Origin of the sequence: Paenibacillus sp. SSG-1 (assembly GCF_002224835.1) — a bacterium.
In the GTDB taxonomy this organism is placed as follows: domain Bacteria; phylum Bacillota; class Bacilli; order Paenibacillales; family Paenibacillaceae; genus Paenibacillus_AQ; species Paenibacillus_AQ favisporus.
This window is the reverse complement of the sequence record NZ_MBRK01000001.1, coordinates 7,090,488-7,104,310: the sequence shown is the minus strand read 5'-3', so window position 1 is coordinate 7,104,310 and position 13,823 is coordinate 7,090,488. Positions and strand designations below refer to the sequence as shown.

The window sequence follows — 13,823 nt, the reverse complement described above, 5'->3', positions numbered from 1 at the left end:
GCGGCGAAACGCCGGCAAGTCAAGGTGCTTTGTCATTTATCCAGGCATGACCCGCCACGGAAGTGCACGCTCAAGGAAGCTTGCGGGAGGTCACCTTCGCCTGGGTGAACAGCAGCAGGTAATCATGCCCGCCGGCTTTCGAGTCGGTCCCGGACATGTTGAAGCCGCCGAAGGGCTGGCCGCCCACGAGCGCACCGGTACACTTGCGGTTGACATACAAGTTGCCGCAGTGCATGCGTTCCAGCGCAGCCGAGATCCGGTTCTCGTCCGTCGAAAAGAACGATCCGGTCAATCCGAACTCCGTATCGTTATAAATCTCGATCGCTTCCTCCCAATCCCGTGCAGATACGACCGCCAGCACCGGTCCGAAGATCTCCTCCTGCATGATCCGTCCCTTGACCGGGACATCGGTAAAGATGGCCGGCCGGATATAATACCCGGCTTCCCCGACCTGTTCCCCACCGGTCACGAGACGCCCTTCTTCCCTGCCGATCCCAATGTACTCCAAAATTTTGTCCCGCGACTTCTCATCAATAACCGGTCCGACCGGCGCATTATCCTCTGGAGATCCCACCTCCAGCAGGTTGGTCAGCTCCGTCACGCGGGCAAGCACCTGATCGTAGACCGACTCGACGATGATCGCCCTCGACCCGGCGGAGCATTTCTGCCCCTGGTAGCCAAAGGCCGAGACCACGATGGCCTTCGCCGCCGCTTCCAGATCCGCCGTCTCGTCCACCACGATACCGTCTTTGCCGCCCATCTCGGCGACGACCCGCTTGATCCAGATCTGCCCCTCAGCCTGCTCCGCGGCCAGCTTGTTGATCCGGAGGCCGACCTCCTTCGAGCCCGTGAAGCTGATGAACCGGGTCTGCGGATGCGCCGTCAGGTAATCGCCGATGACGGCCCCGCTTCCCGGCACAAAGTTGATGACCCCGTCCGGGAATCCGGCTTCCTTCATCAGCTTGAAGAACTGGTAGGCGATAACGGACGTGTTCGATGCGGGCTTGAGCAGGACGGTGTTGCCGGTCACCACCGCGGCCGTCGTCATGCCGGCGCATATAGCCAGCGGGAAATTCCACGGCGGGATAATAATGCCGACGCCCAGCGGGATGTACTGCAGCCGGTTCTCTTCACCCGGCACCCGCGGCAGCGGCTGGTGCAGTGACGTCTCGCTGAGCCGGACGGCTTCCCTGGCGTAATACTCCATAAAATCGATCGCTTCCGCCGTATCCGCATCGGCCTCAGCCCAGTTTTTACCGGCTTCGACGACCATCCAGGCGGAAAACTCGTGCTTGCGCTGGCGCAGCAGGGAAGCCGCCTTGAGCAGCAGCGCCGCCCGCTCGGTGGCCGTCGTTCTTTTCCAGGTGGCAAAAGACTTTTGCGCCTGCTGCATCGCCTGCTCCGCAAGGTCGGTACCGGCCTGGCTCATCCGGCCGACCACCTCCCGCACATGGCCGGGATTCCGCGAGACCAGCTCCTGCTCCGTGTATACTTCTTTTCCGCCGATCACGACAGGATAACGATGTCCCAGCTGCCCTTTCACGGCGGCCAAAGCTTTCAGAAATGCTTCGCGGTGCTCCGGCTGGTTAAAATCGGTGAAGGGCTCATTTTGAAATGCGGCGCTCCAGGCAAACGAGTTCATGGCTACCTCACTCCCTTTTTACTTAAAAGTATTTTTGAGCACAAACCAGACATTGGCCGGCCGTTCCGCCAGCCTGCGCATGAAATACCCGAACCAGTCCACGCCGAACGGGACGTATACCCGGAACCGGTAGCCCTCCTCGACAAGCTTCAGCTGCAGTTCCTCGCAGATGCCGTACAGCATCTGAAACTCAAAGCGGGAGCGCGGAATCCCCTCCTCTTCGATGAACCGTTTAGCCTCGCTGAGGATCCGCTCGTCATGGCTGGCGATCGCCGTGTAGCTGCCGGACCGCAGGTGCATCTTGATCAGACGAATCAAATTGTCGTCCACGTCTTCCTTCCGGGGATACGCGACGCTTGCGGGCTCCTTGTACGCCCCTTTCACCAGGCGCAGATTGACCCCTTGGGCGCCCAGTTCCTTCACATCCTCCTCCGACCGGTACAAATACGACTGGATAACGATACCCACATTGTCATACCCGCCCCGCAGCTTCTTCAGCATGTCGATCGCCGGCTGGCAGTGGGCGTGGTCCTCCATGTCGATGCGCACGAACAGTCGGTAGCTCTGCGCCCTGGCCAAAATTCTCCGCATCAGCTCAAAGCACAAGTCCGGGCTCAGATCCAGACCGAGCGACGTCAGCTTGAGCGACAGGTTGGCCTGCACCTTGGACCGATGGATCGCATCCAGCGTTTTGAGGCACATGTCGGCCGTCTCGCGCACTTCCTCCTCGCTGCTCGTGAACTCCCCCAGGTAATCGAGGGTGGCCATCCGCCCGCTGGCGTTCAGCTTGCGGACGGCGTCGATCGCATGCTCGATCGATTCGCCCGCAACGAAGCGCCTGGCCCCGAGCCGGAGTCCGTACCGTTTGGCCCATCGGTTCGCCGCCCGGTTTTTGGCCAGCGTCAAAAACAAAGACTTCATGGCTTTCTCCAAGGAGACGCCTCCTTTCGCCTACAAAATCCGGCTGCCGAACAAGGAGCCGAGCAGCTCCACCGCCAGCTTCGACGTCTGGTTGTTCCGGTCAAGGCTGGGATTGACCTCCACCATATCTACGGATGTGATGAGGCCGGATTCGCTCATCAGCTCCATAGCCAAGTGGGCTTCGCGGTAGCTGAGCCCGCCGCGGACCGGCGTGCCCGTTCCGGGCGCCTCAAACGGATCGACACTGTCGATGTCAAAGCTGACGTGCAGGCCGTCCGTGCCGGTCCCGGCGATCCGCAGCGCCTCCTGCACGACATGCTCGATGCCCAGCCGGTCGATCTCGTACATCGTGAAGCAGGTGATGCCCCGCGAGCGAATGAGCGTCTTCTCGTCCCGGTCCAGATCACGGGCGCCGATGATGACGCAGTTCTCCGGCTTCAGTTGAACGGCGCCGGGCAGGATCTGCGTCAGCTTCAGCTGCGTTAAGCCGAGGGCGGCTGCCAGGGGAATGCCGTGCATGTTCCCGGATGGGCTGGTGATCTCGGTGTTCAGGTCCGAATGCGCATCCACCCAGATGACGCCCATGTTCGGGTAATGCCGGCTGAGCCCTGCCAGCGAGCCCATGGCGATGCTGTGGTCCCCCCCAAGCATGAGGGGAATGCTCCCGGCTGACGCCGCCGACGCCGCCTCCCGCGCCAGCTGTGAGCAGACTGCCATGACCTGGTCCACATGCTTCATACGCGTGGTGGGATAGGGCGTCAGGCTGGTGGGCAGCTGGATCCTCCGCCCGGCGTCCACATCGTAGCCGAGCTGCTCCAGCTTTTTGACCAGACCGAACTTCAGGATGCTGTCCGGCCCTTGCTCGCTTCCCGGCCGTCCCGCCCCGTAACCGAACGGTACGCTGATAATCGAAATGGTTGGTTGCCCCATACGTTTTCACGCCCTCCCTTGACCGGTGAATACCTCCCGAATTCGGCTGAGCGCAAATTCTAGTTCTTCTTCGGACAGGATGAGCGGCGGCGCAAACCGGATCGTGGTATCATGGGTTTCCTTGCATAACAGGCCGATGCGGGCCAGCGCCTCGCAGTAAGGTCTTGCCGCCACAGACAGCTGCAGCCCGATCAGCAGGCCGCGACCGCGGACCGAGACGATATCGGGATGGGAGATCGATGTAAGCTTTTTCATAAACAGGCGCCCAAGCGTTTCGGCACGCTCCGCCAGCTTCTCCTCCTCCAGCACTTCCAGCGCAGCGGCCGCCACCGTGGAAGCCAGCGGATTGCCGCCAAAGGTCGAGCCGTGCGAACCCGGTTCAAACACGTCCATAATCTCCCGGTCTGCCGCGACGGCCGAAACGGGCAGCACGCCCCCGCCGAGGGCTTTGCCAAGGATGTACACGTCCGGAACGACGCCCTCCCAATCGCAGGCAAAGCGGCGTCCCGTCCGGCCGAGCCCCGTCTGAATTTCGTCGGCCATCAGCAGCACCTGATGACGGCGGCACAGCTCCCGCACCTGGGTTAAATAGCCTTCAGGCGGCATCACGATCCCGGCCTCACCCTGAATCGGCTCCACAAGAAAAGCCGCCGTGTTCGGCGTAATAGCCTGCTCCAGCGCGGAAGCATCGCCGTAAGGGATGATCTGGAAGCCGGGTGTGAACGGCCCGAAATCCCGTTTATACGCCTCTTCGGAGGAGAACGAGGTGACGCTCAGCGTACGCCCGTGAAAGTTTCCGGTACAGACAATGATCTCGGCTTGATTCTCCGGAATGCCCTTGATCCGGTAGCCCCATCGCCTAGCCATTTTCAGCGCGGTTTCCACCGCTTCGGCGCCCGTGTTCATCGCCAGAATCTTGTCCTTGCCGGTATATGCCGCCAGCTTGCTCACAAAGATGCCGAACGCCTCGCTCTGAAACGCCCGCGATGTAAGAGTCACCTTGCCGGCCTGTTCCTGCAGCGCCTGCATGATTTTGGGGTGCCTGTGGCCGTGATTGAGGGCGGAATATGCGCTGAGCATATCCATATACCGATGTCCGTTCAAATCCTCAACCCATACGCCCTCCGCCTTATGAATGACGATCGGCAGCGGATAGTAATTGTTGGCGCTGTGCTCATCCATCATTTGCAGAATCTCGTCTGTCGTTGCCATGGCTGCACATCCTTCTCTTGGCATCATGTTCTCACCCTATGTGTATTGCTCTCCATTTCATTTCATGTTTGTAAAAATCCCGTAACGGGTGTATGCCAAATAACCCGATGGGGCGGGCTTTTCCAAAAGAAAAAGCACCCTCCGTCTTCACGTTCTACCGTGAATCGGGGGTGCTTGGCCGATGGCTTCAGTTCATTGCAAATTATTGCTTGGACTCCAGCGTTTGAAGGTATTCCGATACTTCACCAGGCGTTTTGGCGAATTTGCTGTGCAGATGGGCGATTTTCTTCCCGTCCTTGTACACGAGCAAACTTGGGATGCCACGCACATCGTTCTGGGAAGATACGTCCTCCAACTGCTCTACATCCAGTGCATAAAATTTCTTATCCGGATGTTTGGCCATGATGTCCGGCATAAATTTATCGAGCGTTTTGCAGTCCGGGCACCAGGTTGCATCGTACTTGATGACCGTGATGCCGTCCCCTTGAATCAGTTCGTTATATTGGGCTTCCGTTTGAATACGTTCCATGATCCTATCCCCTTTGTCCATTAGTCGGTATACAGCGGTCCGGCAGGCTGCCGGACACCCGGCGATGTAAGTGTAACCAAAATCATTACAATTCAGCCGTTACCTGTATTGTATCCGTTTATGAACGATTTTGCAAAGGACTTACATGGAATGCATCTCATGCCCCGTTACCGGAACTTCTCCGGCAGGGACCGAATGGCTGAATATAGCTGCAGCGCAGAGGGTCACGACCGGCAGGATAATATACAGCATCCAAAAGGACAGCCGGATCGGCATCAGAGCGGGCACCTGTCCAGCCCCTTCCGTCCGCTCTTCTTCGTCCGCAGCCTCCCGGGCTTTGTATTTCTGGTTATGGATCAAATACATGACCATGGCGGTCATCGCAATAAACAGCGCATCCATAATAAACAGCATGACGTCCCACCTTGCCCGGGGAATCATCTCGCCGAGCATAGCGCCATGCAGTCCGCCCATGATCCCCCCGCCGATGCCCTCAATGACCGCCAGCAGATGGAGCGGCTTGCCGACCAAATAGCCAATCGCAAAGCAAAACAGCACCGACAGGCCGGTAGACAGTACGAGGTCGCCGGCAAACATCATGCCCAGGATGACCCCGATCGTCAAGTTGGAGATCAGCCCTGTCGTCATCGCCACCATGTTGCCGGTCATGTTTAAAAGATGCTGCCGGTGAATTTGGACATACCCGATACATACCGCCGTATACACCAAAACCATCACCACGCTAATATTTAACAGCATGAAGCAAAACCCGCCTTTCTGGATGCGGCTATTCAGGTTTGGCCGCCCCGCCCCTTCCGCCTTTTTCCGATGATTCAGCTATAAACAGCCTATTCGGAAGAGCACCGTAATATTCAGGCAGGAAAGCGCTGCTGCAGCAGGTCAAAGAACGGCCAAAGCCTCCGTCGTTGACGGAGGCTTTGGCCGATCATGGTGACTGAGGACTGATGCACAATTTAAGGATATATTTTTTCGCCTTTTTCCAGCATGTCGATAAACTGGTCGATTCGTTTAGCCCTCGTTTCGGGCTTCTTGGCGCTCTGGACCCGGAATAAGACGGCGTATTTGTTGCGGCTGTCCAGCGTCGCAAAAAAGGCTGCCGCATCCGGATGCTCCTCGAACTTCCGCTCCAGATCCTCGGGAATTTGCGACCGGCTCTGGGATGCATAGGCCTGCTCCCACTGGCCTTTTTGTTTGGCTTCCTCGATCGCCGCAAGACCGGCCGGCTTCATCCGGCCTTCTGTGACAAGGCGCTCCGCCTTCTCCTTGTTGATCTTGGACCAGATGCTCCTCGGTCCGCGCGGGCCGAACCGCTGAATCCAATACGTCTCGTCCCAGGACTCCTTGCGGCTGTCGATCCAGCCGTAGCAGAGTGCAATCTCTAATGCTTCGTCATACGTGATGGATGGGATGCCGGATCCCTTCTTGGCCATCTGCAGCCGAATGCCGCGTGAATCGGCATGATGCGCTTCGAGCCACTCCTCCCATGCCTGCTGACTCTCAAAAAAGATCACGGGCAGTTCTTCCCGCCCTTCTCCTGTTTTACTGGACATAAGTCGGTCTGCTCCTCCTTTAATCAGGAATGTGCCGAACGCCTGCTTCCCTGTTTATTTCCACGCCCGCGGATGCGTATCCTGGACCATATCGAGGTCCGCAGCGGCCGCATTGGCCTCGACCTGCTCCGGGCTCTTGCAGCCCGGGATCACGCAGTCCACGGCGGGGTTCTGCAGACACCATGCCAAGGCCCACTGGGCCATGCCCACGCCTTCGGGCACCTCGGTCCGCTGGATTTCCTCCACCTCGCGGAGGCGGGCATCGATGTTGTCGCGCTCATGCCGTTTGCGCACGTTATCCTGGAACACGGCGCCGGGCTTGTACTTGCCGCTTAGATAACCGCTGGCCAGCGGCACTCTCGCAAGGACGCCCAGATCCTGCTCGGTGCAGGACGGAAAGACACGCTCTTCCGGTTTCCGGTCGAGCCGGTTGTACACGACCTGAATCGCTTTGGCGTTCAGCTCCGTCGCCCGGGAAGTCTGCTCCAGGTTATCGTTGCTGCCGATGGAAATGCCGAGGTTGCGGATTTTCCCGGCCTGCACCTGCTTGTCCAGCAGTGTCCACAGATCGTCGTTGTGAAATACTTCATCCGAGCCCGAGTGGAACTGGTACAGGTCGATATAGTCCGTTTGCAGCGCTTTCAAGGATTCATCCAACTGGACGAGAACTTCATCTGCAGACCAGGCGTTTTCCCAATGATCATGCCAGCGGTGGCCGAATTTCGAAGCCACAACCCAGTCCTCGCGGCGGTCCCGCTTCAGAAAGTTTCCGATGAGGCTCTCGGACAGGTGATGCGGACCATAGCATTCCGCCGTGTCGATCAGGTTGATGCCCAAATCCTTCGCCTTATGCAAAATGGCGTCTGCCTCCTGCTGGTTAAAGTCCTTCCCCCAGTCTCCCCCGAACTGCCATGTTCCTACACCGACCACCGATACCTTCAATTCCGTTTTTCCAAGCCGTCTGTATTTCATTCTCAAGCCACCTCTCCTGTGAATGGGTTTGCATTTTTAGCGCTGCACAGCTTCCGCCGGGCGATACACACGTTATTTTTGAAAAACGATGCTGTAATACTTGTCTGACCACGGCTGTCTGCTGAGCACCTTGAGGCCAAGCTCCTCTCCCATGCGGGCCATGTCCGATGAGGAGATGCGGTGATCCGACGGCGGTTCGCTGTCCGGATAAGCCCATTCCACGCAGAGCGCCTTGCCTCCTTTTTTGAGAACGCGCTGCACTTCCTTCAATCCCTGCTCATGCGGCTCGGCAATATGCAGGACGAGGGACAGGATCATCACGTCCACGCTTTCTTCCTCTAGCGGAATCTGTTCTGCCGTTCCCTGAATCAGCCGAATATTCGTAACGCCCCGCTCTTCCGAACGGGTCTTCAGCATGTCCAGCATCTGCGGATGGGTATCCAGCGCATAGACCGTTCCGGAAGTTCGTGCCGCCGCCGGAAACGTGAAGTAACCGCTGCCTGCCCCCACATCCAGCAGGTCTTCGTGCCCGGACAACTCCAGCAGGTCCAGCAGCTTCTCCGGGGGAAGCTTCTCCAGGCGTTCCGGGCTCTCCAGCCGCGCGATCAGCGTCGGGTCGTACTCTTCTGCAGCCACTTGCTCATCCTCCTTGTCGGATATCCCCATATGAGATATCACCCTTATTTTCTTCATCCTACCATTATCAGCCATAGAGACACAATCGCCTAGCGGTGCATGCCCCGGAGAAAGCTCCCGATCCCAAGCCTTCCTCCTGTGCAGGCCTCAAGCAAGGCGTCCAAGGGATGGGTAACGACGGTATGGATGCTCAGGCCGGGGAAATGAGATCGACTGAGAACGGCTGAAAAACTTCGGACCGGGCGGGTATTTCTAACGGGTAAAATTTTTGACGATGCAGACGATGCAGAGGATGCAGAGGATGCAAAGGATATAGAGAATGCAAAGGATATAGAGAATGCAAAGGATGCAGAGAATGCAAAGCAAAAAGGCAGCCTGTTCAGGCTGCCACTTGGAAGTTACTCCTGGTCTGCAAGTATATCCTGCGCTAATCCGGTTCTCTCTCCGAATGCTGTACCGAACCACCGGTTTCTGTACTTTGCCGCTCCGAGTCACCGGTTCCCGCATCCCCCTGCTCCGCACACGGGAAGCATTTCAACGACTGGTCCTCCAGCACCACGCCATTCAAAAAACCGTTCTCGCAATAAATGTCCCTGCCGCAATCGCGGCATTTGCCGATCCATTCGCGCATCGGGCAATCCCTCCTGACCCCGCGGATATTAACCGCGGCTGGTGTAATCCGTCTTTTCCAAGTGGAGCTAAGATCAGGTTACCTCGTTTGGAGTCCTTCACGCAACGGATATGCTGTGGATATACCATGGATATTCTGTGGATATGCTGTTATTTACTGTGGATATGATGTGGATATGTTGTGAAACACTTCGGAGGTGCGGAAGATTTTGCATCTACGATCCCCGAAATCCCCTTGTTTTCGCGACGTACGGCCGGCCGCTCGCCTCTTTTACAATTCTGCCGCCCCTTCTGCCCGATGCGATGTCCTTATGACATCGTCTGCCCTGCATCCACCGTGATGACCTGCCCGGTCAGCGAATCCTGTTCGACCACGGCACAGATCATATGGGCGATATCTTCAGGCGAAGAAATCCGGTTCAGCATCAAGGAGCCTGCCAGCTGCTCCATCTGCTGCTCGCGCCCGGCCCACCATCGGGTGGCCACCGCCCCCGGCGCGACACTGCTCACGCGAATCTCCGGGGCCAGCGCCCGGGCGAGCGAGCGGGTCAGTCCATGCACCGCGGCCTTGGACACGGCATACGGCAGCGAAGAGCCGCTGCCCGTAATGCCGGCGATGCTCCCCAGGTTGACGATAACGCCTTGTTTTTGCTTTTTCATCTCGGCAGCTGCCGCCCTGGCGCAGTAGAACATCCCTTTCACGTTGACCTGATAGAGCTCATCCCACGCCTCGTCGGTCACGGATTCCAGGTCATTCATGGCAATATACCGGGTAATGCTGGCGTTATTAATTAAAATATCGACCGAACCGAACTCCCTGGCGGCTCTGCCTACCATCGCCTGAACCTCTGCCTCTTTAGCTACATTGGCTTGGACCGCAACGGCTGTGCCGCCGCCCTCCTGAATGGTCCGAACCGTTTCCTCCGCGTCTTCCCGCGACCGGGAGTAATTGACGACCACGCGGGCTCCCCGCTTCGCCAGCTCAATGGATACCGCTCTCCCGATTCCGGTTCCCCCGCCTGTGACAATCGCTGTTTTATGCTGAATGTTCATGTGATCGCTCTCCTTTCAAATTCCTTAATTGGGTCATAAATTCATTGATGTCCTTCCGAAATCCATTCACGGGACCATCTGCGCGATGCCGTTGCCAAACGACCAGTTTTCCGCCGTATTTTCCGTTAAAATGATCATGACGTCCTGCGGCCGGATGCCCGCCGATTGCTGCAGCCTTTCCGCGATGGCGGCATACAGCGCCTTTTTCTTTGCGAGCGTCCGCCCCTCTTTCAGCGTAATCTGTATAAATATCTGTCCGTCGGACCGTTCTACGTTTAAGTAACTGCGGTCGTACAGCAGCTCCCCTGCCCCATGCCGGGTAATCACCTGAAAATAGTCGTCTTCCGGGACGTCGATCGTGTCCACCATCGCCTGATGAATGGAGCGGCTGATCACAGCCAGTTCTTCTTCCGAGGGCCCCTGCCCTACATCTATCCGCACAAATGGCATGTTCCATAACCTCCTGTAGCTTCCGTTTTCTTTCTGCTGGCAATGATATTGTAATCCCGGGGATCATATTTGTATAATTGAATTAAATAAACGATGAATTCAAAAATATTGAACTATACAGCAGGAGGCAAACATATCATGGACCTGAAAGCTGTCAAAACCTTTCACCGGATCGTCGCCCTTGGCGGCTTTAACCGGGCGGCCGAAGAATTGAATTACGCCCAATCCACCGTCACGATGCAAATCCAGAAGCTCGAGTCGGAGCTCGGCGTCCGGTTGATCGAACGGGGCAAAACCTTTCAGCTCACCGAAGCGGGCCGCCTTTTTCACGAGCAGAGCGCACATATCGTCAAGGATGTGGAGCAGCTGCAAGGCACCATGAAGGAGCTGCTGTCTGGGGAAGCAGGCCATCTCCGTCTTGGCGTCGTAGAGCCCATTGCCAGCTACCGGCTGCCGGCGATCCTCGCTTCTTTTCTGCGCGATTACCCCAATATTCGGGTATCCGTGACGATTGCCAGCTCGCCCCAGCTGAACGAACAGGTGCTGCGGGGAGATCTGGACATGACGATTTGTTCTCCTCCCCAGCTCGGTGCCGGGCTTTATTATGAACCGCTGCTGACCGAACATTTTGTCGTCCTCATGCCGGAGGATCATCCGCTGGCTTCCAGGGAGCTCGTCACGCCCGCCGATTTTAGAGGGCATCGCCTGCTGATTACGCAGGCCGACTGCCCTTACCGCCGGAAGCTTGAAATGATCATGCAGGAACCCGGAGGCCCGCCTATGGATGCGATGGAAATCGGCAGCATGGCTGCGCTGAAATTTTACGTGCAGAGCGGATTGGGCGCTGCCCTCGTGCCGCTGACCGTCCTGCAGCCTGCACCGGCCGGAACAGTAATCCGTCCCTTTAAAGGCAATGCCGTCAACATCACCTGCGGTTATGTATGCCGGTCGGCTGAATACCCGCCGCGCCTGGCCGCCTCCAGGCTCTATGAGGCTCTGCAGCGGGGGCTGCCGCAGGCAGAGGCGGAGGAACCCTCCGAGGCAACCCGGCGGAATGCATAGATTTGATCCATGACAACAATCGAGCCCACGCAAACAAGCCCATTTCCTCGAAATGGGCTTTTAACATGGAATATCCGCTTCAGTCCCCGTCCTCCTCCTCAAACAGCTCGCTCAGCACACGCTTCCGGTTTTCAAGAAAACGGCGGGTGATAATATAGTGCATCGTATCTTCATATTGAACCTCTTGGGGAGGATGAACGTCAAAATTGATGATATCCGCATCGGGATAGCCCAGCAGGATCGGCGAATGGGTCGCGATGATAAACTGGGCCTCTTTCTCCAAATCCTTGATCACCTTCAGCAGCGCCAGCTGCCGCGCTGGAGATAAGGCCGCTTCGGGCTCATCCAGCAGGTAAATAGCCTTTTTACCGAACCGGTGCTTGAACAGCGACAGAAAGGCCTCCCCCTGCGACTGCTCATGCAGAGATCGTCCCCCGTAATAACGTAAGCTGGCAGGCATGGTGTCCAGATGGCTGGCAAAATGGTAAAACGTCTCCGCACGCAGGAAAAACCCGTTCGTCACTTTGGGCATCCAGGACAACCGGATATGGTCGCCAAGCGCTGATTGGGAAGCATCCACCTCATACGCGTTGTTTCTGCTCCCGCCGGCCGTGTTGAATCCGCAACGGTCTGCGATTCCTTCCATCAGCGTGGATTTGCCCGACCCGTTTTCCCCGACAAAAAAGGTGACGTTTCCCCGAAACGAAAGGGACTCCAAATTCCGCAGCGCCGGGATGGAAAAGGGATACTCGTTCCCCTTGGTATGTTCATTGCGAAGAATGGTCAAGCTTCGTAAAAACATCGGTCTTCTCCCTTCATCATGGATCGTCCTACCCGATCTCCCGAATCACCTGCTCAATGCCGGACTCGATGTCCGGCTCCTTGACGCTGGACACATTCAGTTTGAGAAGCGGCTCTTTCACAAACGAATCAAGGTAACCTGCGTCTGCCGTTTCGACCCGAATGAACTTTTTCTGCAGCCGCTGAATCACCTGACGGGCACGGGCAGCATCCCCCAGCTTCAGATAGGTGTGGACACCCCGCTGCCGGGCCGGCTGGTAGGTAAAGTGAGACGATTGCGTACTTCCTGCATGCAACATGATCGTTTCATGCAGCAGGGCAGATCTTCGCCCATAGCAGCTGCGCATTTTTTTGCGGTGACGCTCAAACATGCCGCTCTTGAGGTACAGCTCCAGGGCCGCCTGGGAGAGCATCGAGCTGTCGATGTCCGACAGTTTTTTATATTGGTTGAAATCGTTCCGAAGCGCCTCCGGGAGCACGGCCACACCGATCCGCAGGCCCGGAAATATGATCTTGGAATAACTCTTTAAATAGACGACATGTGCGGAATCGTCGTACGCATAGATCGGGTCCTCTTTGGCATCCTGCTCCAGATCGGCCATGTAATCGTCCTCGATAACGTAAACGTCGTACTGGGCCGCCAGACGGGCGATAGCTTTCTTTTGCGACCGGTTATAGGATCCTCCCAGCGGATTGTGGAAGCGTGGCACCGTATAGAACCACTTGATCTCCCTGGTCTTAAACATCCGTTCCAGCTCATCCAGATCGATGCCGTCGCCCGACCGCCGGATCCCTTCTGCTTCCATGCCGTACGTCCTCAGGTACTCCATCAGCAGCGGATAACACGGCTGTTCCACCAAAACCCGGTGTCGGCCGTTCGGAAACGGAATACGCGCCAGCAGCCCCAGCGACTGCTGTACCCCGGACGTAATGAAGATACCGCGCTGATCGGTGAACACCTGGTAAGAGGCCAATTGGCGCTGCATCTCGCGGATCAAGGACGGCAGACCCTGAGGCGTGCCGTAAATGAACAAGTCGTTGCGGTACATATCGATCGCTTTATTGATACAATGCTGAAAATCCAGATACGGAAAAATATCCGGATCAGGCGCAGCCGCCGTAAAATCGATCCACCGGTTTCCCGGATTCTGCTTTTTTCCGGACCGCTTCATCACGTAATAACCGCTCTTGGGGGCGGCATAAATCAAATGCTTGTCCTGCAGCTCCTCCAGCGCGCGGATCACTGTGCTTTTGCTGCAATCATAGCGCTTTGACAGCTCCCGGATGGACGGCAGCCTGTCCCCCTCCTTATAGGCGTCACCCGAGATTTGCAGTTCCAAATCGTTGATCAGCTCGGCGTATTTATACATCGTAACGCCTCCTCCCCCGCTCTTTTGTACCGGTACAGATGATG

Annotated in this window: 15 protein-coding genes; 1 reads left to right on the top strand and 14 read right to left on the bottom strand. The window is 57.1% G+C overall.

Going from position 1 to position 13,823, the window contains the following annotated elements; all coding sequences use genetic code 11:
- Positions 1-70: 70 nt before the first annotated feature.
- The 12 genes from pruA to BCV73_RS32320 form a co-directional block, all read right to left on the bottom strand.
- Positions 71-1,642: an L-glutamate gamma-semialdehyde dehydrogenase gene (gene pruA / locus BCV73_RS32375; protein WP_089549832.1), complete on the bottom strand. Its 1,572-nt coding sequence runs from the start codon at positions 1,640-1,642 to the stop codon at positions 71-73.
- 18 nt (positions 1,643-1,660) lie between these two features.
- Entirely contained in the window at positions 1,661-2,575 is a 915-nt protein-coding gene (locus tag BCV73_RS32370) for a proline dehydrogenase family protein (RefSeq protein WP_089549831.1), read from the bottom strand.
- Between the two features lie 18 nt (positions 2,576-2,593).
- Positions 2,594-3,493, bottom strand: coding sequence for an arginase (gene rocF, locus BCV73_RS32365; RefSeq protein WP_076176167.1), 900 nt, complete (start codon positions 3,491-3,493; stop codon positions 2,594-2,596).
- A gap of 6 nt (positions 3,494-3,499) precedes the next feature.
- Positions 3,500-4,705 (bottom strand): ornithine--oxo-acid transaminase, encoded by a 1,206-nt coding sequence (rocD, locus tag BCV73_RS32360; RefSeq protein WP_089549830.1) that lies wholly within the window; start codon positions 4,703-4,705, stop codon positions 3,500-3,502.
- A 202-nt stretch (positions 4,706-4,907) separates the two neighbouring features.
- A complete protein-coding gene (locus BCV73_RS32355; RefSeq protein ID WP_076176171.1) occupies positions 4,908-5,234 on the bottom strand; it encodes a thioredoxin family protein in 327 nt (108 codons plus the stop codon).
- A 141-nt stretch (positions 5,235-5,375) separates the two neighbouring features.
- Positions 5,376-5,993, bottom strand: coding sequence for a hypothetical protein (locus BCV73_RS32350; RefSeq protein WP_076176173.1), 618 nt, complete (start codon positions 5,991-5,993; stop codon positions 5,376-5,378).
- A 215-nt stretch (positions 5,994-6,208) separates the two neighbouring features.
- Positions 6,209-6,805: a YdeI/OmpD-associated family protein gene (locus tag BCV73_RS32345; protein ID WP_089549829.1), complete on the bottom strand. Its 597-nt coding sequence runs from the start codon at positions 6,803-6,805 to the stop codon at positions 6,209-6,211.
- Between the two features lie 54 nt (positions 6,806-6,859).
- Positions 6,860-7,777 (bottom strand): aldo/keto reductase, encoded by a 918-nt coding sequence (locus tag BCV73_RS32340; RefSeq protein WP_076176177.1) that lies wholly within the window; start codon positions 7,775-7,777, stop codon positions 6,860-6,862.
- Positions 7,778-7,849: 72 nt separating this feature from the next.
- A complete protein-coding gene (locus BCV73_RS32335; protein ID WP_167372937.1) occupies positions 7,850-8,413 on the bottom strand; it encodes a class I SAM-dependent methyltransferase in 564 nt (187 codons plus the stop codon).
- A 427-nt stretch (positions 8,414-8,840) separates the two neighbouring features.
- Positions 8,841-9,044: a hypothetical protein gene (locus tag BCV73_RS32330; protein WP_076176181.1), complete on the bottom strand. Its 204-nt coding sequence runs from the start codon at positions 9,042-9,044 to the stop codon at positions 8,841-8,843.
- Positions 9,045-9,352: 308 nt separating this feature from the next.
- Positions 9,353-10,096 (bottom strand): SDR family NAD(P)-dependent oxidoreductase, encoded by a 744-nt coding sequence (locus BCV73_RS32325; protein ID WP_089549828.1) that lies wholly within the window; start codon positions 10,094-10,096, stop codon positions 9,353-9,355.
- A gap of 66 nt (positions 10,097-10,162) precedes the next feature.
- Positions 10,163-10,546 (bottom strand): tautomerase family protein, encoded by a 384-nt coding sequence (locus BCV73_RS32320; protein WP_089549827.1) that lies wholly within the window; start codon positions 10,544-10,546, stop codon positions 10,163-10,165.
- 138 nt (positions 10,547-10,684) lie between these two features.
- Between BCV73_RS32320 and BCV73_RS32315 the strand changes: the two genes are divergently transcribed.
- Positions 10,685-11,608, top strand: a complete 924-nt coding sequence (locus BCV73_RS32315) for a LysR family transcriptional regulator (RefSeq protein ID WP_089549826.1) — start codon at positions 10,685-10,687, stop codon at positions 11,606-11,608.
- Positions 11,609-11,687: 79 nt separating this feature from the next.
- Here BCV73_RS32315 and BCV73_RS32310 read toward each other — a convergent pair whose 3' ends face one another.
- Together BCV73_RS32310 and BCV73_RS32305 are read right to left on the bottom strand one after the other, a co-directional pair.
- Entirely contained in the window at positions 11,688-12,410 is a 723-nt protein-coding gene (locus tag BCV73_RS32310) for an AAA family ATPase (RefSeq protein WP_089549825.1), read from the bottom strand.
- Between the two features lie 28 nt (positions 12,411-12,438).
- Positions 12,439-13,779, bottom strand: a complete 1,341-nt coding sequence (locus BCV73_RS32305) for an aminotransferase-like domain-containing protein (protein ID WP_089549824.1) — start codon at positions 13,777-13,779, stop codon at positions 12,439-12,441.
- Positions 13,780-13,823 lie beyond the last annotated feature (44 nt).